General features: G+C 69.3%; 20 protein-coding genes. 5 read left to right on the top strand and 15 right to left on the bottom strand.

Annotated elements, in window-relative coordinates:
* Window positions 1-37: 37 nt before the first annotated feature.
* A complete protein-coding gene (locus tag FH608_RS04770; RefSeq protein ID WP_139628617.1) occupies window positions 38-244 on the bottom strand; it encodes a hypothetical protein in 207 nt (68 codons plus the stop codon).
* Window positions 234-1,805, bottom strand: coding sequence for a PspC domain-containing protein (locus FH608_RS04765; protein ID WP_193318223.1), 1,572 nt, complete (start codon window positions 1,803-1,805; stop codon window positions 234-236). The genes FH608_RS04770 and FH608_RS04765 overlap by 11 nt, the downstream gene beginning before the upstream one ends.
* Before the next feature lie 114 nt (window positions 1,806-1,919).
* On the opposite strand from FH608_RS04765, the gene FH608_RS04760 reads away from it, so the two are divergent.
* The 3 genes from FH608_RS04760 (at window position 1,920) to FH608_RS04750 (ending at window position 4,853) form a co-directional block, all read left to right on the top strand.
* Window positions 1,920-3,128 carry an ATP-binding protein gene (locus tag FH608_RS04760; protein WP_139628614.1) on the top strand — a complete coding sequence of 403 codons (1,209 nt, stop codon included), beginning with the start codon at window positions 1,920-1,922 and terminating at the stop codon, window positions 3,126-3,128.
* Entirely contained in the window at window positions 3,125-3,757 is a 633-nt protein-coding gene (locus tag FH608_RS04755) for a response regulator (RefSeq protein ID WP_139628612.1), read from the top strand. The genes FH608_RS04760 and FH608_RS04755 overlap by 4 nt, the downstream gene beginning before the upstream one ends.
* 142 nt (window positions 3,758-3,899) lie before the next feature.
* The gene (locus FH608_RS04750; protein WP_139628610.1) at window positions 3,900-4,853 is read left to right on the top strand and encodes a L,D-transpeptidase; all 954 of its coding nucleotides are present in this window, start codon (window positions 3,900-3,902) and stop codon (window positions 4,851-4,853) included.
* Window positions 4,854-4,988: 135 nt separating this feature from the next.
* Here the strand turns inward: FH608_RS04750 and pcrA are convergent, their stop codons facing one another.
* Window positions 4,989-7,241, bottom strand: coding sequence for a DNA helicase PcrA (gene pcrA, locus FH608_RS04745; protein ID WP_449867004.1), 2,253 nt, complete (start codon window positions 7,239-7,241; stop codon window positions 4,989-4,991).
* A 94-nt stretch (window positions 7,242-7,335) separates the two neighbouring features.
* On the opposite strand from pcrA, the gene FH608_RS04740 reads away from it, so the two are divergent.
* Window positions 7,336-8,055: a PIG-L deacetylase family protein gene (locus tag FH608_RS04740; protein ID WP_139628608.1), complete on the top strand. Its 720-nt coding sequence runs from the start codon at window positions 7,336-7,338 to the stop codon at window positions 8,053-8,055.
* A gap of 422 nt (window positions 8,056-8,477) precedes the next feature.
* Here the strand turns inward: FH608_RS04740 and FH608_RS04735 are convergent, their stop codons facing one another.
* The 8 genes from FH608_RS04735 to sucC all read right to left on the bottom strand — a co-directional run bounded on the left by FH608_RS04735 (window position 8,478) and on the right by sucC (window position 15,173).
* Window positions 8,478-8,906: a PIN domain nuclease gene (locus tag FH608_RS04735; RefSeq protein WP_139628606.1), complete on the bottom strand. Its 429-nt coding sequence runs from the start codon at window positions 8,904-8,906 to the stop codon at window positions 8,478-8,480.
* A complete protein-coding gene (locus FH608_RS04730; protein WP_139628604.1) occupies window positions 8,888-9,112 on the bottom strand; it encodes a type II toxin-antitoxin system VapB family antitoxin in 225 nt (74 codons plus the stop codon). The genes FH608_RS04735 and FH608_RS04730 overlap by 19 nt, the downstream gene beginning before the upstream one ends.
* A 266-nt stretch (window positions 9,113-9,378) precedes the next feature.
* Window positions 9,379-10,065 carry a CPBP family intramembrane glutamic endopeptidase gene (locus FH608_RS04725; protein ID WP_226898968.1) on the bottom strand — a complete coding sequence of 229 codons (687 nt, stop codon included), beginning with the start codon at window positions 10,063-10,065 and terminating at the stop codon, window positions 9,379-9,381.
* A gap of 200 nt (window positions 10,066-10,265) precedes the next feature.
* Window positions 10,266-10,523, bottom strand: coding sequence for a WhiB family transcriptional regulator (locus FH608_RS04720; protein WP_139628602.1), 258 nt, complete (start codon window positions 10,521-10,523; stop codon window positions 10,266-10,268).
* Between the two features lie 105 nt (window positions 10,524-10,628).
* Window positions 10,629-11,309, bottom strand: coding sequence for a neutral zinc metallopeptidase (locus FH608_RS04715; protein WP_226898967.1), 681 nt, complete (start codon window positions 11,307-11,309; stop codon window positions 10,629-10,631).
* Complete coding sequence (locus tag FH608_RS04710) at window positions 11,306-12,757, bottom strand: glutamate--cysteine ligase family protein (RefSeq protein WP_226898966.1); 1,452 nt, start codon at window positions 12,755-12,757, stop codon at window positions 11,306-11,308. The genes FH608_RS04715 and FH608_RS04710 overlap by 4 nt, the downstream gene beginning before the upstream one ends.
* A 355-nt stretch (window positions 12,758-13,112) precedes the next feature.
* On the bottom strand, window positions 13,113-13,988 hold the full coding sequence (gene sucD / locus FH608_RS04705) for a succinate--CoA ligase subunit alpha (protein ID WP_139628598.1): 876 nt from the start codon (window positions 13,986-13,988) through the stop codon (window positions 13,113-13,115).
* Window positions 13,989-13,991: 3 nt separating this feature from the next.
* Window positions 13,992-15,173 (bottom strand): ADP-forming succinate--CoA ligase subunit beta, encoded by a 1,182-nt coding sequence (gene sucC, locus FH608_RS04700; RefSeq protein ID WP_139628597.1) that lies wholly within the window; start codon window positions 15,171-15,173, stop codon window positions 13,992-13,994.
* A 396-nt stretch (window positions 15,174-15,569) separates the two neighbouring features.
* Here sucC and FH608_RS04695 point away from each other — a divergent pair, with 396 nt between their 5' ends.
* Window positions 15,570-16,397 carry a hypothetical protein gene (locus FH608_RS04695; RefSeq protein ID WP_139628596.1) on the top strand — a complete coding sequence of 276 codons (828 nt, stop codon included), beginning with the start codon at window positions 15,570-15,572 and terminating at the stop codon, window positions 16,395-16,397.
* 109 nt (window positions 16,398-16,506) lie between these two features.
* On the opposite strand, the gene FH608_RS04690 is transcribed toward FH608_RS04695, so the two are convergent.
* From FH608_RS04690 to galE, 4 genes are read right to left on the bottom strand one after another with little or no spacing between them, the layout of a single operon-like run.
* Window positions 16,507-16,857: a VOC family protein gene (locus FH608_RS04690; protein WP_139628594.1), complete on the bottom strand. Its 351-nt coding sequence runs from the start codon at window positions 16,855-16,857 to the stop codon at window positions 16,507-16,509.
* Complete coding sequence (locus FH608_RS04685; protein ID WP_139628593.1) at window positions 16,854-17,105, bottom strand: zinc ribbon domain-containing protein; 252 nt, start codon at window positions 17,103-17,105, stop codon at window positions 16,854-16,856. Before FH608_RS04685 ends, FH608_RS04690 begins: the two co-directional genes overlap by 4 nt.
* Entirely contained in the window at window positions 17,102-17,533 is a 432-nt protein-coding gene (locus FH608_RS04680) for a MarR family winged helix-turn-helix transcriptional regulator (protein WP_193318222.1), read from the bottom strand. The genes FH608_RS04685 and FH608_RS04680 overlap by 4 nt, the downstream gene beginning before the upstream one ends.
* A gap of 59 nt (window positions 17,534-17,592) precedes the next feature.
* Window positions 17,593-18,570 carry a UDP-glucose 4-epimerase GalE gene (gene galE, locus FH608_RS04675; protein WP_139628589.1) on the bottom strand — a complete coding sequence of 326 codons (978 nt, stop codon included), beginning with the start codon at window positions 18,568-18,570 and terminating at the stop codon, window positions 17,593-17,595.
* Window positions 18,571-19,048: the final 478 nt, after the last annotated feature.

The following is a 19,048-nucleotide window of genomic DNA, read 5'->3' as shown; positions in this document are numbered from 1 at the left end:
CACCCGAACCTACGCCGGTGTTTTTCCCGGTCAAGGGTTATTTGTGACGGAACACCTTGGCAATGATCGCCACCAGCCCCGCGAACGCCAATCCCAGCACCACGACCCCGATCAGCACCAGCGGATCCGTGATCGCGCGTGTCACAATCAGGATGCCCAGAACGACGAACAGCACACCGCTGAGCAGGGCCATCCAGTCCGTCCTGTGCAGGCGCCGCGGCCGCTCGACCTCGTCACGCGGCACGCCGCACCTCCATGTCGCCGACGCCGCCCTTCAGGTCGAGCACGATCGTGGAGACCTTCCCGTCCGGCTCGATCTCCGGCTGCAGCACCTTGTCGAGCCGCACGTCCATGCCTCCCCTGAGCGTGTGTTCGAGCTTGATGTCGCCGACCTTGTTGGTGGCGTGCACCTCGACCCGCGCCTCGGGCGGCACGATCACCACCAGCTCGCCGATCGTCAACGACGCCCTGAACGTCACCGTCGCCCCTGGCTCCAGCTTCAGCTCCGACAGGTCCAGCCGGCCGTCGCCGATGCCCGCGTCGTACAGCCTGCTCGCCTCCGCCACGCTCGTCGGCATCCACTGCGACTCGCCGACGGTGCGCGGCACGCCGCCGACCATCATGCCGACGCCCACCATGAGCGCGATCGTGGTCCCCGCGGCCACCAGCCCGGCGCCGCGGCCCCACCAGGCGGCCACCAGCAGCCCGGCGCCGATCGTGATGAGCATGGCGCCGCCGACGACGGTCGGGCTCACGCCCGCGGCCGACCTGGCTTGGACCGCCACGACGATCCCTCCAATGATGATTGCCAGCAGGAAGGTGATGACGCCGATGAACGACTTCGGGCGGCGCTGCCTGGGCTCCGTCCTGGGAAGCGTGCGGCCGTACAGCGCCGGGTCGTACGGCGAGTAGCCGGTCGCCCCTGCCCGCCTGGCCGGGTCGAGCGGCTGGTAGGGACCGTGCGGGGCGAAGGGCTCGCCGTACGGGGTGTAGTCGACCCGGGTCCTCGGCTGCGGCCGGTACGGCGGGACGGGGTGCGGCGCGGTCGCCTTGACGTCCTCGACGGGCTCGTCCACGGGGGCCGGCGGAGCCTGAGGGGCCTGAGGGGCGTTCGGGGCTTGCGGGGCATGTGGTGCTTGAGGAGCCTGAGGAGGCTCCGGAGCTTCGGGGGCGACCTCCCGGACGGCGGCCCGCTGGGTGGGTTCCCCCGCCGGCTCCACGATCGGCTCCACGATCGGCTCCGCAGCCGGCTTCACGGTCGGTTCCGCGGCCGGCTTCACGGTCGGCTCCGCGGCACCTGCCGCGGTCGTGACCGGCGGGGGCGCGTCGTGGGCCGTGGCGGCGGCGTTCGGCCGCCTGTTCAGCCGTTCGGGCATCGAGCGGGCCAGCCCGAGCAGATCCACTCCGCTGGAGTGAGCCGCCAGCAGGGCGACGGCCAGCAGGACGCCCACCACCAGCGTGCCGACGTCCAGCCAGACCGTCGCCAGGTTGAGCGCCAGCCCGAACGCCAGCACCGCCGTCAGCAGCGCCATCACGGTCTCGGCGTCGAAGTCGCGGCGCGTCCACTGCTCGATGAGTCCGGGCTTGCCGTTCGGCTCCTTCATCAGCAGGAACGCCGCTATGTAGAGGAACAGCCCGATGCCGGAGCCGAGCAGGAGCACGGCGAAGCCCACGCGGAACACCACGGGGTCGATGCCGGTGTGCCGTCCGAGCCCGGCACACACGCCCATGAGGAAGCGCCCCTCGCTGCTGCGTCGCAGCACCCGGGGCGGGGCGGCCGGTTCTCTGGGCGGAGCTTCTGTCATGCCACCTATCGTGGACCTACGCGCGGTGCGCCCGCATCCGGGACACCCCTGACCCGACCCGGGGGTTGTTCCCTGATGCCCGCGGTCCTCCGACATGTGACGATGAGCAATGTTATGGCTGACCAGAAGACTCTCGCCGAGCCGACCGGCGACGCGCCCTACCGGCGCATGATGCGCCCCATGGAGGGCCGCCTGCTCGGCGGTGTCGCCCAGGGGCTGGCCACACAGCTCTCACTCGACCCCGTCGTGATCAGGCTGATGTTCGTGCTGCTCAGCGTGGTCGACGGGGTCGGCATGGTGGCGTACGCGGTGCTCTGGATGATCACGCCGCGCCAGCCGCACGAGGGACAGCCGCCGCAGCGGGACTGGAGCCAGCTCGCGGCGTTCAGCGCGATCGGGGTGGCGCTGTTCGCGTTCGGCTGGCTCACGGGGGCCTCCCAGGGCGGGATCGGCATGTTGCCGTTCGCCGTGGGCGGCATCGGCGCGCTGATCCTCTGGCAGCAGGCCGACCCGGAACGCCGCAAGAGCTGGGTCCGGGGGGCCACCTCCAGCATCAGGAAGAACCGGGTCCGCACGCTGCTCGGCGTGGCGCTCGTCGTGGTCGGCGCGGTCGGCTTCCTCTACGCGCAGGGCGAGCTGGCCCAGGCCAGGCCCGGTCTGCTGTTCACCGTCGTGGTGGTCGGCGGCCTGGCCGTCATCGCCGCGCCCTGGCTGGCCGGCCTGTGGAAAGAGCTGCAGCTGGAGCGGCGCGAGCGCATCAGGCAGGAGGAGCGCGCCGAGGTGGCCGCCATGGTGCACGACTCGGTGCTGCACACGCTGACGCTGATCCAGCGCGTCGCCCACGACCCGCGCGAGGTCTCCCGGCTGGCCCGCTCCCAGGAGCGCGAGCTGCGCAACTGGCTCTACCAGCCCGCCCAGGACGCCGACGCCACGGTCGCGGCCGCCGTACGCAGGATCGCGGCCGAGGAGGAGGACGCCCACGGCGTGCCCATCGAGGTCGTCTGCGTCGGCGACATCGCCCTCGACCCGGCCGGCAAGCTGGCCGCCATGCTCAAGGCGTCCCGGCAGGCGATGGTCAACGCGGCCAAATATTCTGAGAGCCCGTCCATCTCCGTCTACGCCGAGGTGGAGGGCGAAGAGGTCACGATCTTCGTGAAGGATCGGGGCAAGGGCTTCGACCTCGACGCGGTGCCACTGGACAGGATGGGGATCAGGGAGTCCATTATCGGGAGAATGGAACGCCACGGAGGCGCGGCCAGGATCCGCACCTCGGTGGGTGACGGCACCGAAGTGATGTTGACGATGAAGGTGGAGAAGGCATGACGCGCGTGTTGATCGTCGACGATCACCGGCTCTTCCGTTCCGGCGTGCGGGCCGAACTGGGCGACTCGATCGAGGTCGTGGGCGAGGCCGAGGACGTCGAGACGGCCGTCCAGGCGATCGCCGCGCACCAGCCCGACGTGGTCCTGCTCGACGTCCACATGCCCGGGGGCGGGGGCCAGGAGGTGCTGCGCCGCGTGCTCGGTTCGGGCTCCCAGGTGCGCTTCCTCGCCCTGTCGGTCTCCGACGCGGCCGAGGACGTCATCGGCGTGATCCGCGGCGGTGCCAGGGGCTACGTGACCAAGAACATCAGCGGCAAGGAGCTGACGGACGCCATCCGGCGCGTGGCCGAGGGCGACGCCGTCTTCTCGCCGCGGCTGGCGGGCTTCGTGCTCGACGCGTTCGCCTCCTCCGAGGCGCCCTCCATCGACCCCGAGCTCGACTCGCTGACGCAGCGGGAGCGCGAGGTGCTGCGGCTGATCGCGCGGGGGTACGCGTACAAGGAGATCGCCAAGGAGCTGTTCATCTCGGTGAAGACGGTGGAGACGCACGTCTCGTCGGTGCTGCGCAAGCTCCAGCTCTCCAACCGCCACGAGCTCTCCCGCTGGGCCACCGCCCGCCGCCTGGTCTGACCCCCCCGCGCTTCCCCGCCGGACGGACCGTATTCGTGCGGGATCACACTGTTACGCGATAGTTATCCCCTGTCCGCCCATGATTCCCTGGCCTCAGTTGTCTCACATAGAGGAGAAAACCACATAGTCCAGGAGAATCCCCTTGAATCGCGTCCCCCGGATGCTGCCGGCCCTGGTCGCGCTGGCTGCCCTGACGGCCTGCGCGGCGGAGAGCGCCCACGTCCCGCAAGCGCAACCCCCGGTCGTACGGGTCGCGCAGGCGGCAGCCGTCGCGGCCCCGGCCAAGAAGGTCACGCTCGACATCGCCGACATCACGCCGATGAGCGAGACGACCGAGAAGGTAGGCGTCGGTTTCCCGATCATCGTCACGTTCGACCGCGACGTGAAGGACAAGGCGGCCGTCGAGGCACTGCTCGAGGTCCAGGCGGACAAACCGGTCGAGGGCGCCTGGCGCTGGGTGTCGAAGCGCAAGGTGATCTACCGCACCAAGACGTACTGGAAGCCCCACCAGAAGGTGCTCTTCACCGCGCGCCTGTCGCAACTGCCCGGCAACACCGGCGCCAAGGACGTCTCCCGCCGCTTCGCCGTGGGCACGCAGAACGTCTCCGTGGTCAACACCCGCAAGCACCAGATGCGGGTCTACCGGGACGGCAAGCTGGCCAAGAAGATCCCGATCAGCGCCGGCCGCGGCGGCCTCGTGCGCAACGGCGTGGACGTCTACCTCACCACCAGCGGCGTGCACCTCACCATGGGCAAGAAGGCCATGGAGACCATGACCTCCTCCTGGATGGGCGTGACCGACCCCAAGGACCCGCGCTACTACAAGGAGGAGATCCCGTGGGCGGTCCGGATCTCCGACAGCGGCGAGTACGTGCACCAGAGCGCCGGCTACTACCAGTACCTCGGCCGCTCCAACCAGAGCCACGGCTGCGTCCGGGCCACCCCGGCCGGGGCCAAATGGTTCTATGACATCGCCCAGCGCGGCGACGTCGTCAAGATCACCGGAACGAAGCGCAAGCTCCAGTGGAACAATGGCTGGAGCTACTGGCAGCTCAACTGGACCCAGTGGAAGAAGGGCAGCGCCCTGAAGAGCTGACCCGCCCCGGTTCGGGCCCCGTCAAACGGGGCCCGACCGGCATCGTCGGAGCCTTTCGCACCGCGGCCCGTCCGTCGCACCGGGCTCGTCGCAGCTTGTCGAACCAGGCTCGCCGGGCTTGCGGTGCCGGGCTGGTCAGAGCTTTTCGAGCGGCGCGTACGCCAGCAGCAGCGTCTTCTCCCCACCACTACCGAAGTCGATCTTGACCTTGGTCTTCTCCGCCACCCCGTCCACGGACACCACCGTGCCCAGCCCGAACGCGTCGTGCGTCACCCGGTCGCCGGGCGCCAGCGAGGGCACCTTGCGCCCGCCGCTCTTGGCGGGCGCCGGCCGGGCGGCGGGCTCGCGACGGGTGGCCGCGCTCCAGGCCGACTTCTCCGGGTCAGTGCGCCAGTCGATGAGCTGCCCCGGCACCTCGTTGACGAACCGCGAGGCCGGGTTGAACGACGGCGCCCCCCAGGAGCTCCGGACGGCCGCCCGCGTGAGGTAGAGCCGCTTCTGCGCCCGGGTGATGCCGACGTAGGCCAGCCGCCGCTCCTCCTCCAGCTCCTTGGGCTCGCCGAGGGAGCGGATGTGCGGGAACACGCCGTCCTCCATGGCCGTCAGGAAGACCACCGGGAACTCCAGCCCCTTGGCCGTGTGCAGGGTCATCAGCGTGACCACCCCCTGACCGCCGTCCGCGTCGGGGATCTGGTCGGCGTCGGCCACGAGCGACACCTGCTCCAGGAACTCGACCAGCGTGCCCTCCGGATTGGCCTCCTCGAACTCGGAGGCGACGGAGATGAGCTCGTTGAGGTTTTCCAGCCGCGACTCGTCCTGCGGGTCCTCCGAGGCCTCCAGCTCGGCGCGGTAGCCGGTGGCCACCAGCACCTCCTCGGCCAGCGCCGACGGCGGCACGCCCTCCGCCTTGGCGATCAGCTCCTCGATCAGCGCGACGAACTCGCGCACGGCGTTGAGCGAGCGCGTGGCCATGCCGTACGCCTCGTCGGCGCGGCGCAGCGCGTCCCAGAACGAGATGCGCTCGCGCGTCGACAGCGCCTCGATCATCGCCTCGGCGCGGTCGCCGATGCCGCGCTTCGGCACGTTGAGAATGCGGCGCAGCGACACCACGTCGGCCGGGTTGGCGAGCACGCGCAGGTAGGCCAGCAGGTCCTTGACCTCCTTGCGCTCGTAGAAGCGCACGCCCCCGACCACCTTGTACGGCAGGCCGGTGCGGATGAAGATCTCCTCGAACACGCGGGAGGCGGCGTTGGTGCGGTAGAAGACCGCGACCTCGCCCGGCTTGACGTCCTCCTCGTCGCTGAGCCGGTCGACCTCCTGGGCCACGAACATGGCCTCGTCGTGCTCGTTGTCGGCGACGTACCCGACGATCTTGGGCCCGTCGCCCTGGTCGGACCAGAGGTTCTTGGGCTTGCGCGACTCGTTGCGGGCGATGACCGCGTTGGCGGCCGCCAGGATGTTCTGGGTGGAGCGGTAGTTCTGCTCCAGCAGGATCGTGCGGGCGTCGGGATAGTCGCGCTCGAACTCCAGGATGTTGCGGATCGTCGCGCCGCGGAAGGCGTAGATCGACTGGTCGGCGTCGCCCACCACGCACAGCTCGGACTGGTCGGCTCCCGACCGCACCACGTCGCCGTCGGCCGTGCGCAGCTCGGGATGCCCCACCAGCTCCCTGATCAGGATGTATTGGGCGTGGTTGGTGTCCTGGTACTCGTCGACCAGCACGTGCCTGAACCGCATCCGGTAGTGCTCGGCCACCTCGGGGAACAGCTGGAACAACGTCACCGTGTTCATGATGATGTCGTCGAAGTCCATCGCGCCGGCCTCGGTCAGCTTGAGCTGATAGGCCTTGTACGCCTGCGCGAGCGTCTTCTCCAGGTGCGAGCCCGCCTTGTCGAGCGCGGTCTCGTAGTCGACCAGCTCGTTCTTGAAGTTGCTGACCTGCGCCGAGAACGAACGCGGCGGGTAGCGCTTCGGATCGAGCTCCATCTCCCTGCAGACCATCGCCATCAACCGCTGCGAGTCGGCCTGGTCGTAGATCGAGAAGCTCGACGGGAACCCCAGCCGCTTGGCCTCCCGCCGCAGGATGCGCATGCAGGCGCTGTGGAACGTCATCACCCACATCGCCCTGGAACGCGGCCCGACCAGCTTGTCGATGCGCTCCTTCATCTCGCGGGCGGCCTTGTTGGTGAACGTGATCGCCAGGATCTCTCCCGGATGGACCTCCCGCTCGGCCAGCAGGTAGGCGATGCGATGCGTGAGCACCCTCGTCTTCCCGGATCCCGCCCCTGCCACGATGAGCAGCGGGCTGCCATGATGAATCACGGCCTCGCGCTGCTGTGGGTTGAGGCCGTCGAGCAAGGGGTGGTCAACAGAGACTTGGGTCGGCACCTACCTAGGTTAAGACGCGCCGCCGACAATCGTTGACCGGAATGCCGCCGAAGGGCCGTGCGGTTGTCCTTCGTGGACAACGGAAAGGGGAGCCATGCTGCCGGAAGCCGAGATCAACCGGGTTCTCGTGGTCACCGCCCATCCGGACGACGTCGACTTCGGCGCCGCCGGAAGCGTGGCGCTGTTCGGGGACAGGGGCATCGAGGTCACGTACCTGCTGGTCACGGATGGGGACGCGGGCGGCAACGAGCGCACCTTGGACAATTCCGGCATGGCCGAGCTCCGCAGGACCGAGCAGCGCGCCGCCGCCAAGGCCGTCGGCGTCACGGACGTGCGCTTCCTCGGCTACCCGGACGGACAGGTCGTGCCCTCGCTGGAGCTCCGGCGCGACATCTCCCGTGTGATCCGCCAGGTCCGGCCCGATCTGGTCATCACCCACCATCCCGACCGCAACTACCAGCACGTCGCCCCCAGCCACCCCGACCACCGCGCGGTCGGCGGCTCCGCCCTCGACGCCGTCTACCCGGACGCCCGCAACCCCTACGCCTTTCCCGAACTGCTCAGGGCCGAGGGCCTGGAAGACTGGACCGTACGCGAGGTCTGGCTCACCGGCGGCCCCAACCCCGACCACTGGGTGGACATCACCGAGGCCATGGACCGCAAGCTCGCGGCCTTGCAGTCACATGTGAGCCAGATCGCCCATGTGGAGGGCTTCATCGACTTCATCAAGACCCGCTTCGCGACCTGGGCCGAACAGGCCGGCCTCCCTTCCGGCCGCTACGCGGAAGCGTTCCAGGTGGTCTCCACAGCCTGATCCCTGCCCCTGGCTGTCCCCGAACCCGCCCGGCTTTGTGCGGCACTCCGTCGCACGGCCCTGGCCCGTTGCTGCGACCTCGAGCCGTTCTACGGCACCGAGACGGCCGTTGTGGGGTGGGGAGCAGCCGTGCTGGGGGCCCGGAGCCGTCATCCGGCACGGGACCGTTCCGGGGCACGGAGCCGTCCCCCGGCGCGGGACCGTTCTGGGCCACGGGCCGTTCTGGAGGCACGGGACCGTTCTCGGATACGGGACCATTCCGGGGCACTGGGCCGTGGCCGGGTTCGGAGCGGTTCCGCGATACGGACCTTTCCAGGGCACCGGAACGGTTCCAGGGCACCGAGGTGGGCTGAGGCACCGAGGTGAGTGTGAGGCCGGGGTGGGCTGTAGGGCCCGGGTGGGTGTGGGGCGCCGAAGAGGGTCTAGGGCACCGAGCCCGGTGGTGCCACCCAGAGCGCCGGCTGTCCGGTGACCTCGGAGATGATGTCGAAGTCGCGGTCGTAATGCAGGACCGTGGCCCCGTGCACCTCGGCACACGCGGCGATCAGCAGATCATTCGGCGGGATGCCGCGGTGCTGAGAGCGTGCGGCGAGCTGCTTCTGCACGTCCAAGGCTCGGACCTGCGTCTCCTGGGTGAGTGGGAGCTGGATGCACTGCCCCTGGGCGTCCAAGATGCGTTGGTAGTGGGCGAAGTCGCGAGCGCTGTAGAGCACCTCCAGATCGATGACGCTGCAGGTCGCCACGACGCGCGCCACGTAGAGCGGATAGAGAGCTTTGGCGACCACATCGCTGGTGCGCATGCGGGCCAGTGCGCTCTTGTCGAGGAGATACATCACTCCGGTTGCGGCCACGCATGCTTCATGATCTCCGGATCCAGCAGATCCGGGCTCCCCTCCGTGCGCCAGAACTCGAACGCCTCGATTGCGTCCGCCCTTTCCGCATCCCGGTCGACCACCGCTTGAAGCGCGGCGTGCACCGTCTCCTTCATGGTCGGGGCGCCGAGTCTCCTCTGGGCTTGCTCCAGAAGCTCCTTGTCGACGTCGATTACCGTACGCATACGACATCACCTCCGTGCCTCCATCGTATATCAGAAGACGTGATCTTGATATACGCATTTCCCGGACGGCGCGGGCCCTGGGAAGTGCGCCCAGGAGACCTTAAAGCGTGCAGGTAAGACGTCTATGGCTGCTCAAGTTTCGGGCCCGGGGAATGTTCCGCCGACGGGTAAGAATCCTGATCCGCGGCGACAAAAGATCCACCGGATCTTCAGAAGAGACGGTCACGCTTCGTAGTGCAATTCGCCCAGCATCAGGGCAAACCGTCCTACTTTCGTTTGCCGGCCATCCGGGCGAAGAGGTAGCCGAGGGAGTTGGTGGCGAGGTGCAGCATGGCCGGGGCGAGCAGGCCGCCGTGGCGGCGTAGTTCGCAGAACAGCACCCCGGCCGCCGCCGTCGACACCACGCTCCCCGCCACCACCCGTGCGGTGTCCGGGCGAGAGGGTGACTCCGCTGCGGTCAGGGAACCTAGTGCCGGGTTGGCGTCGGCCATGTCGATGGCCGGGAGGATGTGCCACAGGCCGAACAGGGCCGAGGAGATCGCCGTGGCGGCGACCGTGCCCTGCCTCTGGCGCAGCATGGCGTACAGGGCGCCCCGGAAACCCACCTCCTCCAGCAGGACCGTGCCCAGCGGAACCTGGACCAGCGCCTCCTCCAGGGCGCGGGCGCGCGAGAGCGACAGGGCGCGCTCGTCCTGGAACAGCGGCCTGGTGCGGGGGTTGGCGACGCCGACCGCGTAGACGGCCGCCACCGCCGCCGCCAGCGCGCCTCCTGTCACGGCGCCCCGGCGGCCGTGCTCGAACCCGAGCTCCCGCCACGACAGGCCGGACCGCCGGGCCATCACGAGGAGGACGGCGGTCGCCGCGGAGGAGGTGACGGGCGCCCATCGGGGGGCGACCTTGTTGTTCATGATGTTGGCGGCGGCGAGCACGGCGATCGCGGGGAGCAGCGTCACCCCTGCAGGCTACGTCCGGCCCGTTCGCCGCGCTCGTTCCCCGCACGCTTCGCCGTCACGTCCCCTGCACCCGGCATGCTGCGCCGGTCGTCCGTCCGTGCTTGCCGGCACATTGCCTCGGCCGTAGACCGGTGTAGCGGGCCGATGGTCTGTCGCCTCGGCGGCAACCGGACGGGCGAGGAGGTGGGAGTGGGCGGGTGTCAGGAGGCGGCGGGGCGGCGCCAGCCGGCTGGGAGGCGGGTGCGGCGGCGTTCCTCCGGGGTGAGGCCGCCCCAGATGCCCTCCGACTCGCCCGCGTCTAATGCGTACGTGCGGCACTCCTCGATGACCTGGCAGCGCGCGCAGACCGCCTTGGCGCGGGCCTCCTGCAAGGGGGTGGGGGCGAGGGGGAAGAAGAGGTCAGGGTCGCTGGATCTGCACGCGCCCCGGCGCAGCCAGCCGATCTCCTCCATAGGCATGGGTCAAAGGTAGAGCGTGGGGGTGATCCAAGACATCATCCTGTGGGTTGAACCGGGAGTACATCCCCAGGTTCGATTCGGCCGGCCTCCGTACACCTGCGGTGCTCAGCAGGCGCCCACGCCGTCGCGGTAGCCGGTCGCGAAGGAGGCCTGGCGCTGTTCGGCCGTCCCGTGGGCGGCCGGGTTCAGCCAGTCGTCCGTCGGGTCGCCCGCCGCCGCGAGGCTCAGGAGCAGTTCGTCCTCGTCGCCCGGATCCGCGGTGAGCGCTCCCGAGCGGACCAGGGTCGAGAGGGTGCCGCCGGCGTAGCAGTCGGCTTGGAGCTCGAGCTGGACGTTCAGCTCGAAGGAGGTCCGGAGCTGTGCCTGCACGGCGTGCCCGAGCTCGTGCGGAATGATGACATAGACGGACCCGTCCCCCATCTCGTTCCAGAGCGATTCCATCCAGGCCTGGTCATAAGCGATGAAGTGCCCGATGGGGCAGTAGAAGGCGTTGTTCGGGACGGCGGGCTGGTTGCCGCAGCTGGGACCGGCGTTCCCGGTATAGGGGACGAAGTCGGCGATAGGCTGATATGTCCGGCCGAGGTGCTGGAACTGCTGCCGCCAGAATGCCTCCGTCAGCGTACGCGCGGCACGGACGTCGTCCTCGAACGAGTCGGCCCCCTGCGCGTCCATGGACCGCGGGCTGACGATGCCACAGGCCCCGACCAGCAGGGCGAGCACGGCCGACAGGAGGAGGGGAAGCAGGGGGATCGGGGGAATGGTCGAGATGCGCCGCACCGGCCTCACACGTCCCAAGTGTGCACGGGCTCGTTGGTGTGCATCCGCTCGATGTACCCCAAAGTCATGGCTCGCAACGCCTCATGCCGATCTCCTCCGTGCGCGCGTACGCGTTCCACCTGCCAGTTCGCCCCCGTACGACCGGTAAGACAGCGACCCTCGATGATGCCCAGCAGCCGGTCGGCGACGGGACGGTTCACGCCCCACAGCGCCAGCCCCTCGTACGCCATGGGCAGCAGCCGGCGCAGGATCAGCTCCGCCGCCGGCACCTCGCCCATCCCCGGCCAGTACAGCCGCGCGTCCAGCCCGTGCCGGGCCGCCGCGCCGAGATTGTCCTGTGCCGCCTGGAACGACATCTGGCTCCAGATCGGCCGCTCGTCGTACGGCAGCACGCGCATCAACCCGTAGTAGAACGCCGCGTTGGCCGCGATGTCGGAGACGGAAGGCCCGGCAGGCAGCACGCGGTTCTCGACGCGCAGGTGCGGCATCCCGTCCACCACCGCGTACACCGGTCTGTTCCACCGGTAGATCGTCCCATTGTGCAGAGTCAGCTCGTGAAGCTGGGGGATACGTCCCTGTTCGAGCTCGGTACGGGGGTCCTCGTCCTCGCAGAGGGGCAGCAGGGCGGGGTAGTAGCTGACGTTCTCCTCGAACAGGTCGAAAACACTCGTGATCCACCGCTCCCCGAACCACACCCTCGGCCGCACGCCCTGCGCCCTCAGCTCGGCCGGTCGCGTGTCCGTGGCCTGCTCGAACAGGGCGATCCTGGTCTCGCGGTGCAGTTCCCTGCCGAACAGGTAGGGGGAGTTGGCCGCCACCGCGACCTGGGGCCCCGCGATGGCCTGGGCGGCGTTCCAGTGCGCGGCGAACGCCTCGGGGCTGACCTGGAGATGCAGCTGGACGCTCGTGCACGCGGCCTCGGGGGCGAGGCTGTCGGCGTGCGTGTCCAGGCGTTCGACGCCCTCGATGGCCAGGTGCAGGTCCTCGCCCCTGGCCGCGAAGATCTGCTCGTTGAGCAGGCGGTAGCGGGGGTTCGCGGAGAGCGTGCCCTCGCCGAGGTCCTGCTCGCGCAGCGTGGGCAGGATGCCGATCAGGACCAGGTGGCCGCCCTCGGAGCGGGCGCGCTCCTCGGCGTGGTTGAGCCGCGTCCTGACGTCGTCCTCCAGGCGCGACGCCCCGTCGCCGCCCAGTTCCTGGGGCTCGATGTTGATCTCGACGTTGAACTGCCCCAGTTCCGTCGCCCAGTCCGGCCGCGCGATGGCGGCCAGCACCTGGGCGTTGCGCATAGCGGCCTCGCCGTACGCGTCCACGATGTTGAGCTCGATCTCCAGACCGGCGAGGGGACGTTCCACCTCGAAGCGCGATTCACGCAACATCTGGGCGAAGACGTCAAGGCACCGGTGCACCTTTTCCCGATATTTCCGGCGATCGTCCCGGCTGAAGACGACGACTGGCACGTCCCTCCCCATATCCCGAAATGTCCCACGCCAACGCCACCAACACCAGAGCGGGAGAGGGGGCCAAGGATGTCGTGACGTGGGGGTCAGGTCTTCACCACGGAGCCGGCCCAGGGGGCGGCGTAACGGCGGCCGGCCCCGCACACCCCATGACCGTCTCCCTGGACGGAGCCCAGCCCCGTGCGGTGGGTGGGCCGGTGGGGCGGAGCCGTAACAGATGGAGGGAGGGCACGCCCCGTGCGGTGGGACGGCCGGGCGGAGCCGTGAAAGAGGAAGCCCCGTGCGCTGGGCGGGCCGGGCGCCGTAGCCGCGAAAAGAAAGCCCCGTGCGGGGGCCGCACGGGGCTGGAGGGAGATCAGCGGGACTGCATGATCTCGCGCATGAGCTGCGCCGTCTCGGAGGGGGTCTTGCCGACACGGACGCCGACCTTCTCCAGGGCCTCCTTCTTGGCCTGGGCGGTGCCGGCGGAGCCGGACACGATGGCGCCCGCGTGGCCCATCGTCTTGCCCTCGGGCGCCGTGAAGCCCGCCACGTAGGCCACGACCGGCTTGGTGACGTGCTGCTCGATGTACGCGGCGGCCCGCTCCTCGGCGTCGCCGCCGATCTCGCCGATCATCACGATCGCGTCCGTGCCCGGGTCCTCCTGGAACGCCTGGAGCGCGTCGATGTGCGTCGTGCCGATGACGGGGTCGCCGCCGATGCCGACCGCGGTCGAGAAGCCGAAGTCGCGCAGCTCGTACATCAGCTGGTACGTCAGCGTGCCCGACTTCGAGACCAGGCCGATGCGCCCGGCGGTGGTGATGTCGGCCGGGATGATGCCCGCGTTGGAGGCGCCGGGGGAGGCGATGCCGGGGCAGTTGGGGCCGATGATGCGGGTCTTGTTGCCCTTGGCGACGGCGTGCGCCCAGAAGGCGGTGCTGTCGTGGACGGGCACGCCCTCGGTGATCACCACGCAGAGCGGGATCTCGGCGTCGATGGCCTCCATGACGGCGTCCTTGGTGAACGCCGGCGGCACGAAGACGACCGACACGTCGGCGCCGGTCTTGTCCATGGCCTCCTTGACGGAGCCGAACACGGGCAGGCCCTCGTGCGTGATGCCGGCCTTGCGGGCGTTCACGCCGCCCACGACGCGTGCGCCGGAGGCGAGCATGCGGCGGGTGTGCTTGGTGCCCTCGCCGCCGGTCATGCCCTGAACGATGATCTTGCTGTTCTCAGTCAACCAGATGGCCATAAGTCACGCACCTACCGCAGCGAGCTCGGCGGCCCGCTTGGCCGCGTCGTCCATCGTGTCCACCAGCTCGACCCGCGGGAGCGCGGCGTCGGCCAGGATCTGCCGCCCGAGCTGGGCGTTGTTGCCGTCGAGGCGGACCACCAGCGGGTGGGTCACGGCCTCGCCACGGCTTTCCAGCAGCTTGAACGCCGAGACGATGCCGTTGGCGACGGCGTCGCAGGCGGTGATGCCGCCGAAGACGTTCACGAAGATCGACTTGACGCTTGGGTCGGAGAGGATGATCTCCAGCCCGGCCGCCATGATCTCGGCCGAGGCGCCGCCGCCGATGTCGAGGAAGTTGGCGGGGGAGGGCTTGCCTGGGAACTGCTCGCCCGCGTACGCCACCACGTCGAGGGTGGACATGACCAGGCCCGCGCCGTTGCCGATGATGCCGACGTCGCCGTCGAGCTTGACGTAGTTGAGGTCCTTCTCCTTGGCCCTGGCCTCGAGCGGGTCCTCGGCCGACTTGTCGGCGAGCGCCTCGTGGTCGGTCTGGCGGAAGGCGGCGTTGTCGTCGAGGGTGACCTTGCCGTCAAGGGCCTTCACCTGGCCGTCGGCCGACAGGATCATGGGGTTGACCTCGACGAGCGTGGCGTCCTCGTCGACGAAGCAGCACCAGAGCTTCTCGATGAGCTCGGCGGCGCCGTCGAGCGCCTTCTCCGGCAGGCCGCCGGCCACCGCGATCTCGCGGGCCTTGGCGCGGTCGACGCCCGTCAGCGCCGAGACCGGCACCTTCGCCACCTTCTCGGGCGCGGTGTGGGCGACCTCTTCGATGTCCATGCCGCCCGAGGCGGAGCAGATGGCGAGGAAGGTACGGTTCGCGCGGTCGAGGAGGAAGGAGAAGTAGTACTCCTCGGCGATCGCGCTGGCCTCCTCCACGAGCACCTTGTGGACCGTGTGGCCCTTGATGTCCATGCCGAGGATGGCCTGGGCCTTGGTGACCGCGTCGGCGGCGTCGTCGGCCACCTTCACGCCGCCGGCCTTGCCCCGGCCGCCGGTCTTGACCTGGGCCTTGACGACAACGCGGCCGGTCAGCTCGTCGGCGGCGGACCGCACCTCCTCCACGTTCTTTGCGACGATGCCGCGTGGCACCGGGATGCCGTAGTCGGCGAAGAGCTCCTTCGCCTGATGTTCGAACAGGTCCACGAGGGTCCGTCCTCTTCCACTTGGTCGCTCGCCCTCCGTCGGGTTCGCGCCCTGCTTTTCCGACTGATGTTCGACAGCCCGGACAGTTGCGCTGATGGTCGCGTCCGCTTCGCCGCTCGTGTCGGCATCATGCCTCGTTCTCTCACGGCGAGCTCCTACGGCTCAGGGTGCGTGCCGGGCGTTTCCGCCGGTAAAGCCTAGCCCGAAGCTTGACCTGCCCCGGTCATGGGGGCGGGGGTTCTTCCGCTCTGTGACGGTGATCTCACTGTTCCGAACGGCCTCTGCACCGAATATGCACTGTTTCGGAATCGTACGCCCGGACGCTCGATATATGGCCGTGATCTTCGATTGGCATGCTTCTGCTCCCTCACCTCTGAATCGAACGGGGAAAAACGTATGAAGCGAATTCTCACGGGCCTCGCGTTAGCCGCGGCCGCCACGCTGGTGACGGCGACGCCCGCGCACGCGGCTCCCGTGAACCCTGCCAAGGCGCTGCAGAAGCAGTTCGTCAAGGGGCACGGGGTGCGGATCTCGGAGAAGTCCCGCATGAGCGTGGACGGAAAGAGCCTGGGAACCAGCACGACGACCGGCAGGCTCGAGTTCGGCAAGTCGGGCATCGTCGCCTCCGACATCCGGACCAGCTCCCCCAAGGGCAGCCTGAGCAGCCTCTTCGCCGCGCCTCCGCGCATCATCTCGATCGACGGCCACAGCTACGTCCAGGGTGGCCTCTACAGCGAGGACCTGCCCGACGGCAAGAAGTGGGTGCGCTACAACGGTCAGCCCAGCGGCAGCACCTACAACCAGCTCATCGACATCTTCGAGCCGAAGGTGCTGAAGCTGGTCCTCTCGCACGCCAAGAGCTCCAAGAGCGGCCTCTACAAGGGGTCGGTCACCTACAAGGACCTGGCCAAGGCATATGGGAGCAGGCTCGACGGCTCCTTCGCCAAGATCAAGATCGACTATGCGCTGAAGACCAACTCCAAGGGCCTGATCACGTCGCTGACCTCCTCGTGGGGCCTTGACTTCGGCATCCTGGGCAACAGCCGGTCCACCACCGAGACCCGCTACGTCGGGTGGGGATCCAAGGTCAGCATCAAGGCTCCGTCCAAGAGCGTGTGGATCGACGTCAAGGACCTCGGTGAGGACAGCGATGTTCCGCAGGAGATCCCGGACAACGCGCTCAAGGAGATCCCGGAGGGCTCCCTCAACTCCCTGGCCAACTAGCGCCGAAACGGCCGACCGGCTCCAACCGGCTTGAACTGGCTCGAAACGGCCTCCCCTTCTCCGATGGATTCAGGGGAGGCTTTTTCGGTCAGGGTCCCGTGGGAAGCGGTCAGCCCGCGCGGGCCAGGTCGGGCCGCTTGGTGTAGTCGGTCAGGCCGATGACGTTCCCCCACGGGTCGGGGACCTCGACCGTCCACCCGGTGAACACCTCGAACGGCTCGATCCCCAGCTCGGCCGCCGCCGCGCGGGCGTCGGGCACCTCCAGCCAGACGCGCATGGACCCCGGCCCGCCCTCCTGGACCCGTACCAGCAGGCCCGGGGTCTCCCGCCCGATCGCGAACAGCGCCAGCTCGTCCGTCGAGAACCGCTCCTCCAGTCCGAGCACGCCGCCGTAGAACTCCCTGGCGCGCGCCAGGTCGCCCACCCCGACCAGGATGTTGTCGACGCCGAGGATCCTCATGACGCGAGCCCCGGGTGGTCGCGCCAGGCGGGCATGGAGCGCATGTGGGCCCTGGTGGCCTCCTCTGCCTCGGCCCGTGACTGGCCGGCGCGCTGCGTCTGCCACTGCACCATGCGCTCGAACCGTTCGTCGAAGTCCTGCAGCGTGCCGTCCGGCCGGGAGCACAGCCGGCACCACGTGCTGTCCGGGTGCCGGGGCGTGTGGTCGCCGGGGCCCTCCATCGGCATCCCGCAGCTCTCGCAGTTCATGGCCCGTCCTCTCTGAGCAGCGCGCGGAGCCCGGCGACGAGGCCCTCGCGCTCCTGCGGCGTCATCTTCCGCACGGCGCGCGCCAGCAGGTCGTCCTCCAGCACCCGCGGCGAGGCCGCGTCGAAGGCCGCCCGCCCTTCGTCGGTGACCCAGACGAACACCCGCCGCCGGTCGCGCTCGTCCCTGATCCTGGCGACCAGGCCGCGCTCCTCGACCCGGTCGACCAGCTCGGTCGTCGCGGCCCTGGACAGGTGCAGGTGTTCGGCCAGCTCGCTCAGGGTGAGCGGCCCGGCGGCCCGCAGGTGGCCGAGCACGGCGTGCATCCTGGCGGTCAGCCCGGCCGCGATCGGCTTCCTGGACGCCTTGAACCGCCGGTAGACCGCCGGGTAGAGCCGCGCGACCTCGCCGGCCGCCTCCGCTTCTTCCATGGCTTCTTTCGTGTACGAACTGTTCGTACACGAATCGTACGCCCGCCATGGGGCGCGGTCTAGGCCAGGCGGGACTCCCGGATGCGGGCCCATTCGAGCGAGTGGCGGATGCCGTCCTCGATGGAGTGGCGCGGCCGCCAGTCCAGCAGGCGCCGGGCCAGGTCGCTGCGGGTGTAGGCGCCGGCCACGTCGCCGGGGCGGGGAGGCGCCTCGACCAGCTCGATCGGGCGGTCGACGACGCGGTTGAACGCCTCGGCCAGCTCCCTGACGGTGGTGCCGGCGCCCGTGCCGAGGTTGATCACGCCGGCCTCCAGCGCGTCGAACCTGCGCAGGGCGGCCACGTGGGCGGCGGCCAGGTCCCAGACGTGGACGTAGTCGCGGATGCCCGAACCGTCCCTCGTCGGGTAGTCCGTGCCGGTGATCTGGAAGGGCACGCCGTCCTCGTAAGCCTCGATCATCTTGCCCAGGGCGTGGCTGGGGCGGCGCAACTGCAGGCCCGTGCGCATCTCGGGGTCGGCGCCGATCGGGTTGAAGTAGCGCAGGGAGAGGATCTTGATCGGGTGGCCGGCGGCGATGTCGGCGAACATGCCCTCGCACACCGCCTTGGTGCGCGCGTAGGGGCTCTGGGGGTCGAGCGGGGACTGCTCGTCGACGGTGTGGTCGTCGCCCGCGCGGTAGATGGACGCGGAGGAGCTGAAGATCATCCGGGTGCATCCGTTGCGGAGCAGGTGATCGACGAACTCGAGGCTCTTGGTGACGTTCGCGCGGTAGTAGCCGATGGGGTCGGCCACCGAATCGGGCACCACGATGAGAGCGGCACAGTGCACAACCGCGTCTATATCCGGATTTTCCCCGAATATCTTGTCAATCAGCGGGCCGTCGCTGATATCCCCCTCATAGAACACCCGCCCCTCGGCGAACTCCCGCCTTCCTGTCACAAGGCTGTCCAGAACGACCGGCTCGATCCCGGCATCGAGACACGCGGACGCTACCGTGCTCCCGATATATCCCGCCCCACCAGTAACCAATACACGCATCCCTGCACCCTAATTGCTGGCGTCGCCCCTCAAACCAATCCATCTGTTACGGCTTCGCCCGGCCGGCGCCACCCGCCGCACGTGGTCGGCGGCCTCCAGGGAGACGCCCACTGACCCGCACGTGGCCGGCCGCCGCAACGCCGCCCCCTTGACCTGCTCCGTGGTCGAGCGGACCCATCGCGCGACGACATCCTCGCCCGCCTTCCACCCCGACCCCGGCGGACCGCACCGCCCCGGGGCTGCACGGCTGCCGGTCGCATCACCGCCAATGGCATGGCCGCGCATCACACGACCGCCAATGCCGGCGCCTCACACGCCCACCACTCGCCGCCCCCGATCACACGAGCGCAAACCACACGATGGCGGGTCACACGGTGGCGGGTTGCACGGCGGTAGGTCACAAGGTGGCGGGTCACACGCTGCGGGTCGCACGGTGGCGGGTTGCACTGCGGCGATCGCACGGTCATCCCGGTCGCGA

The organism is Nonomuraea phyllanthi, assembly GCF_006334985.2.
GTDB lineage: Bacteria > Actinomycetota > Actinomycetes > Streptosporangiales > Streptosporangiaceae > Nonomuraea > Nonomuraea phyllanthi.
This window is presented reverse-complemented; position numbering and strand designations above follow the sequence as displayed.

Excerpts from the sequence above, each read along its gene's own strand:
- FH608_RS04765 (WP_193318223.1), bottom strand. The coding sequence starts at position 1,805 with ATGACAGAAGCTCCGCCCAGAGAACCGGCCGCCCCGCCCCGGGTGCTG.
- FH608_RS04760 (WP_139628614.1), top strand. The coding sequence starts at position 1,920 with ATGGCTGACCAGAAGACTCTCGCCGAGCCGACCGGCGACGCGCCCTAC.
- FH608_RS04755 (WP_139628612.1), top strand. The coding sequence starts at position 3,125 with ATGACGCGCGTGTTGATCGTCGACGATCACCGGCTCTTCCGTTCCGGC.
- FH608_RS04740 (WP_139628608.1), top strand. The coding sequence starts at position 7,336 with ATGCTGCCGGAAGCCGAGATCAACCGGGTTCTCGTGGTCACCGCCCAT.
- FH608_RS04730 (WP_139628604.1), bottom strand. The coding sequence starts at position 9,112 with ATGCGTACGGTAATCGACGTCGACAAGGAGCTTCTGGAGCAAGCCCAG.
- FH608_RS04720 (WP_139628602.1), bottom strand. The coding sequence starts at position 10,523 with ATGCCTATGGAGGAGATCGGCTGGCTGCGCCGGGGCGCGTGCAGATCC.
- sucD (WP_139628598.1), bottom strand. The coding sequence starts at position 13,988 with ATGGCCATCTGGTTGACTGAGAACAGCAAGATCATCGTTCAGGGCATG.
- FH608_RS04695 (WP_139628596.1), top strand. The coding sequence starts at position 15,570 with ATGAAGCGAATTCTCACGGGCCTCGCGTTAGCCGCGGCCGCCACGCTG.
- FH608_RS04690 (WP_139628594.1), bottom strand. The coding sequence starts at position 16,857 with ATGAGGATCCTCGGCGTCGACAACATCCTGGTCGGGGTGGGCGACCTG.
- FH608_RS04685 (WP_139628593.1), bottom strand. The coding sequence starts at position 17,105 with ATGAACTGCGAGAGCTGCGGGATGCCGATGGAGGGCCCCGGCGACCAC.
- FH608_RS04680 (WP_193318222.1), bottom strand. The coding sequence starts at position 17,533 with ATGGAAGAAGCGGAGGCGGCCGGCGAGGTCGCGCGGCTCTACCCGGCG.
- galE (WP_139628589.1), bottom strand. The coding sequence starts at position 18,570 with ATGCGTGTATTGGTTACTGGTGGGGCGGGATATATCGGGAGCACGGTA.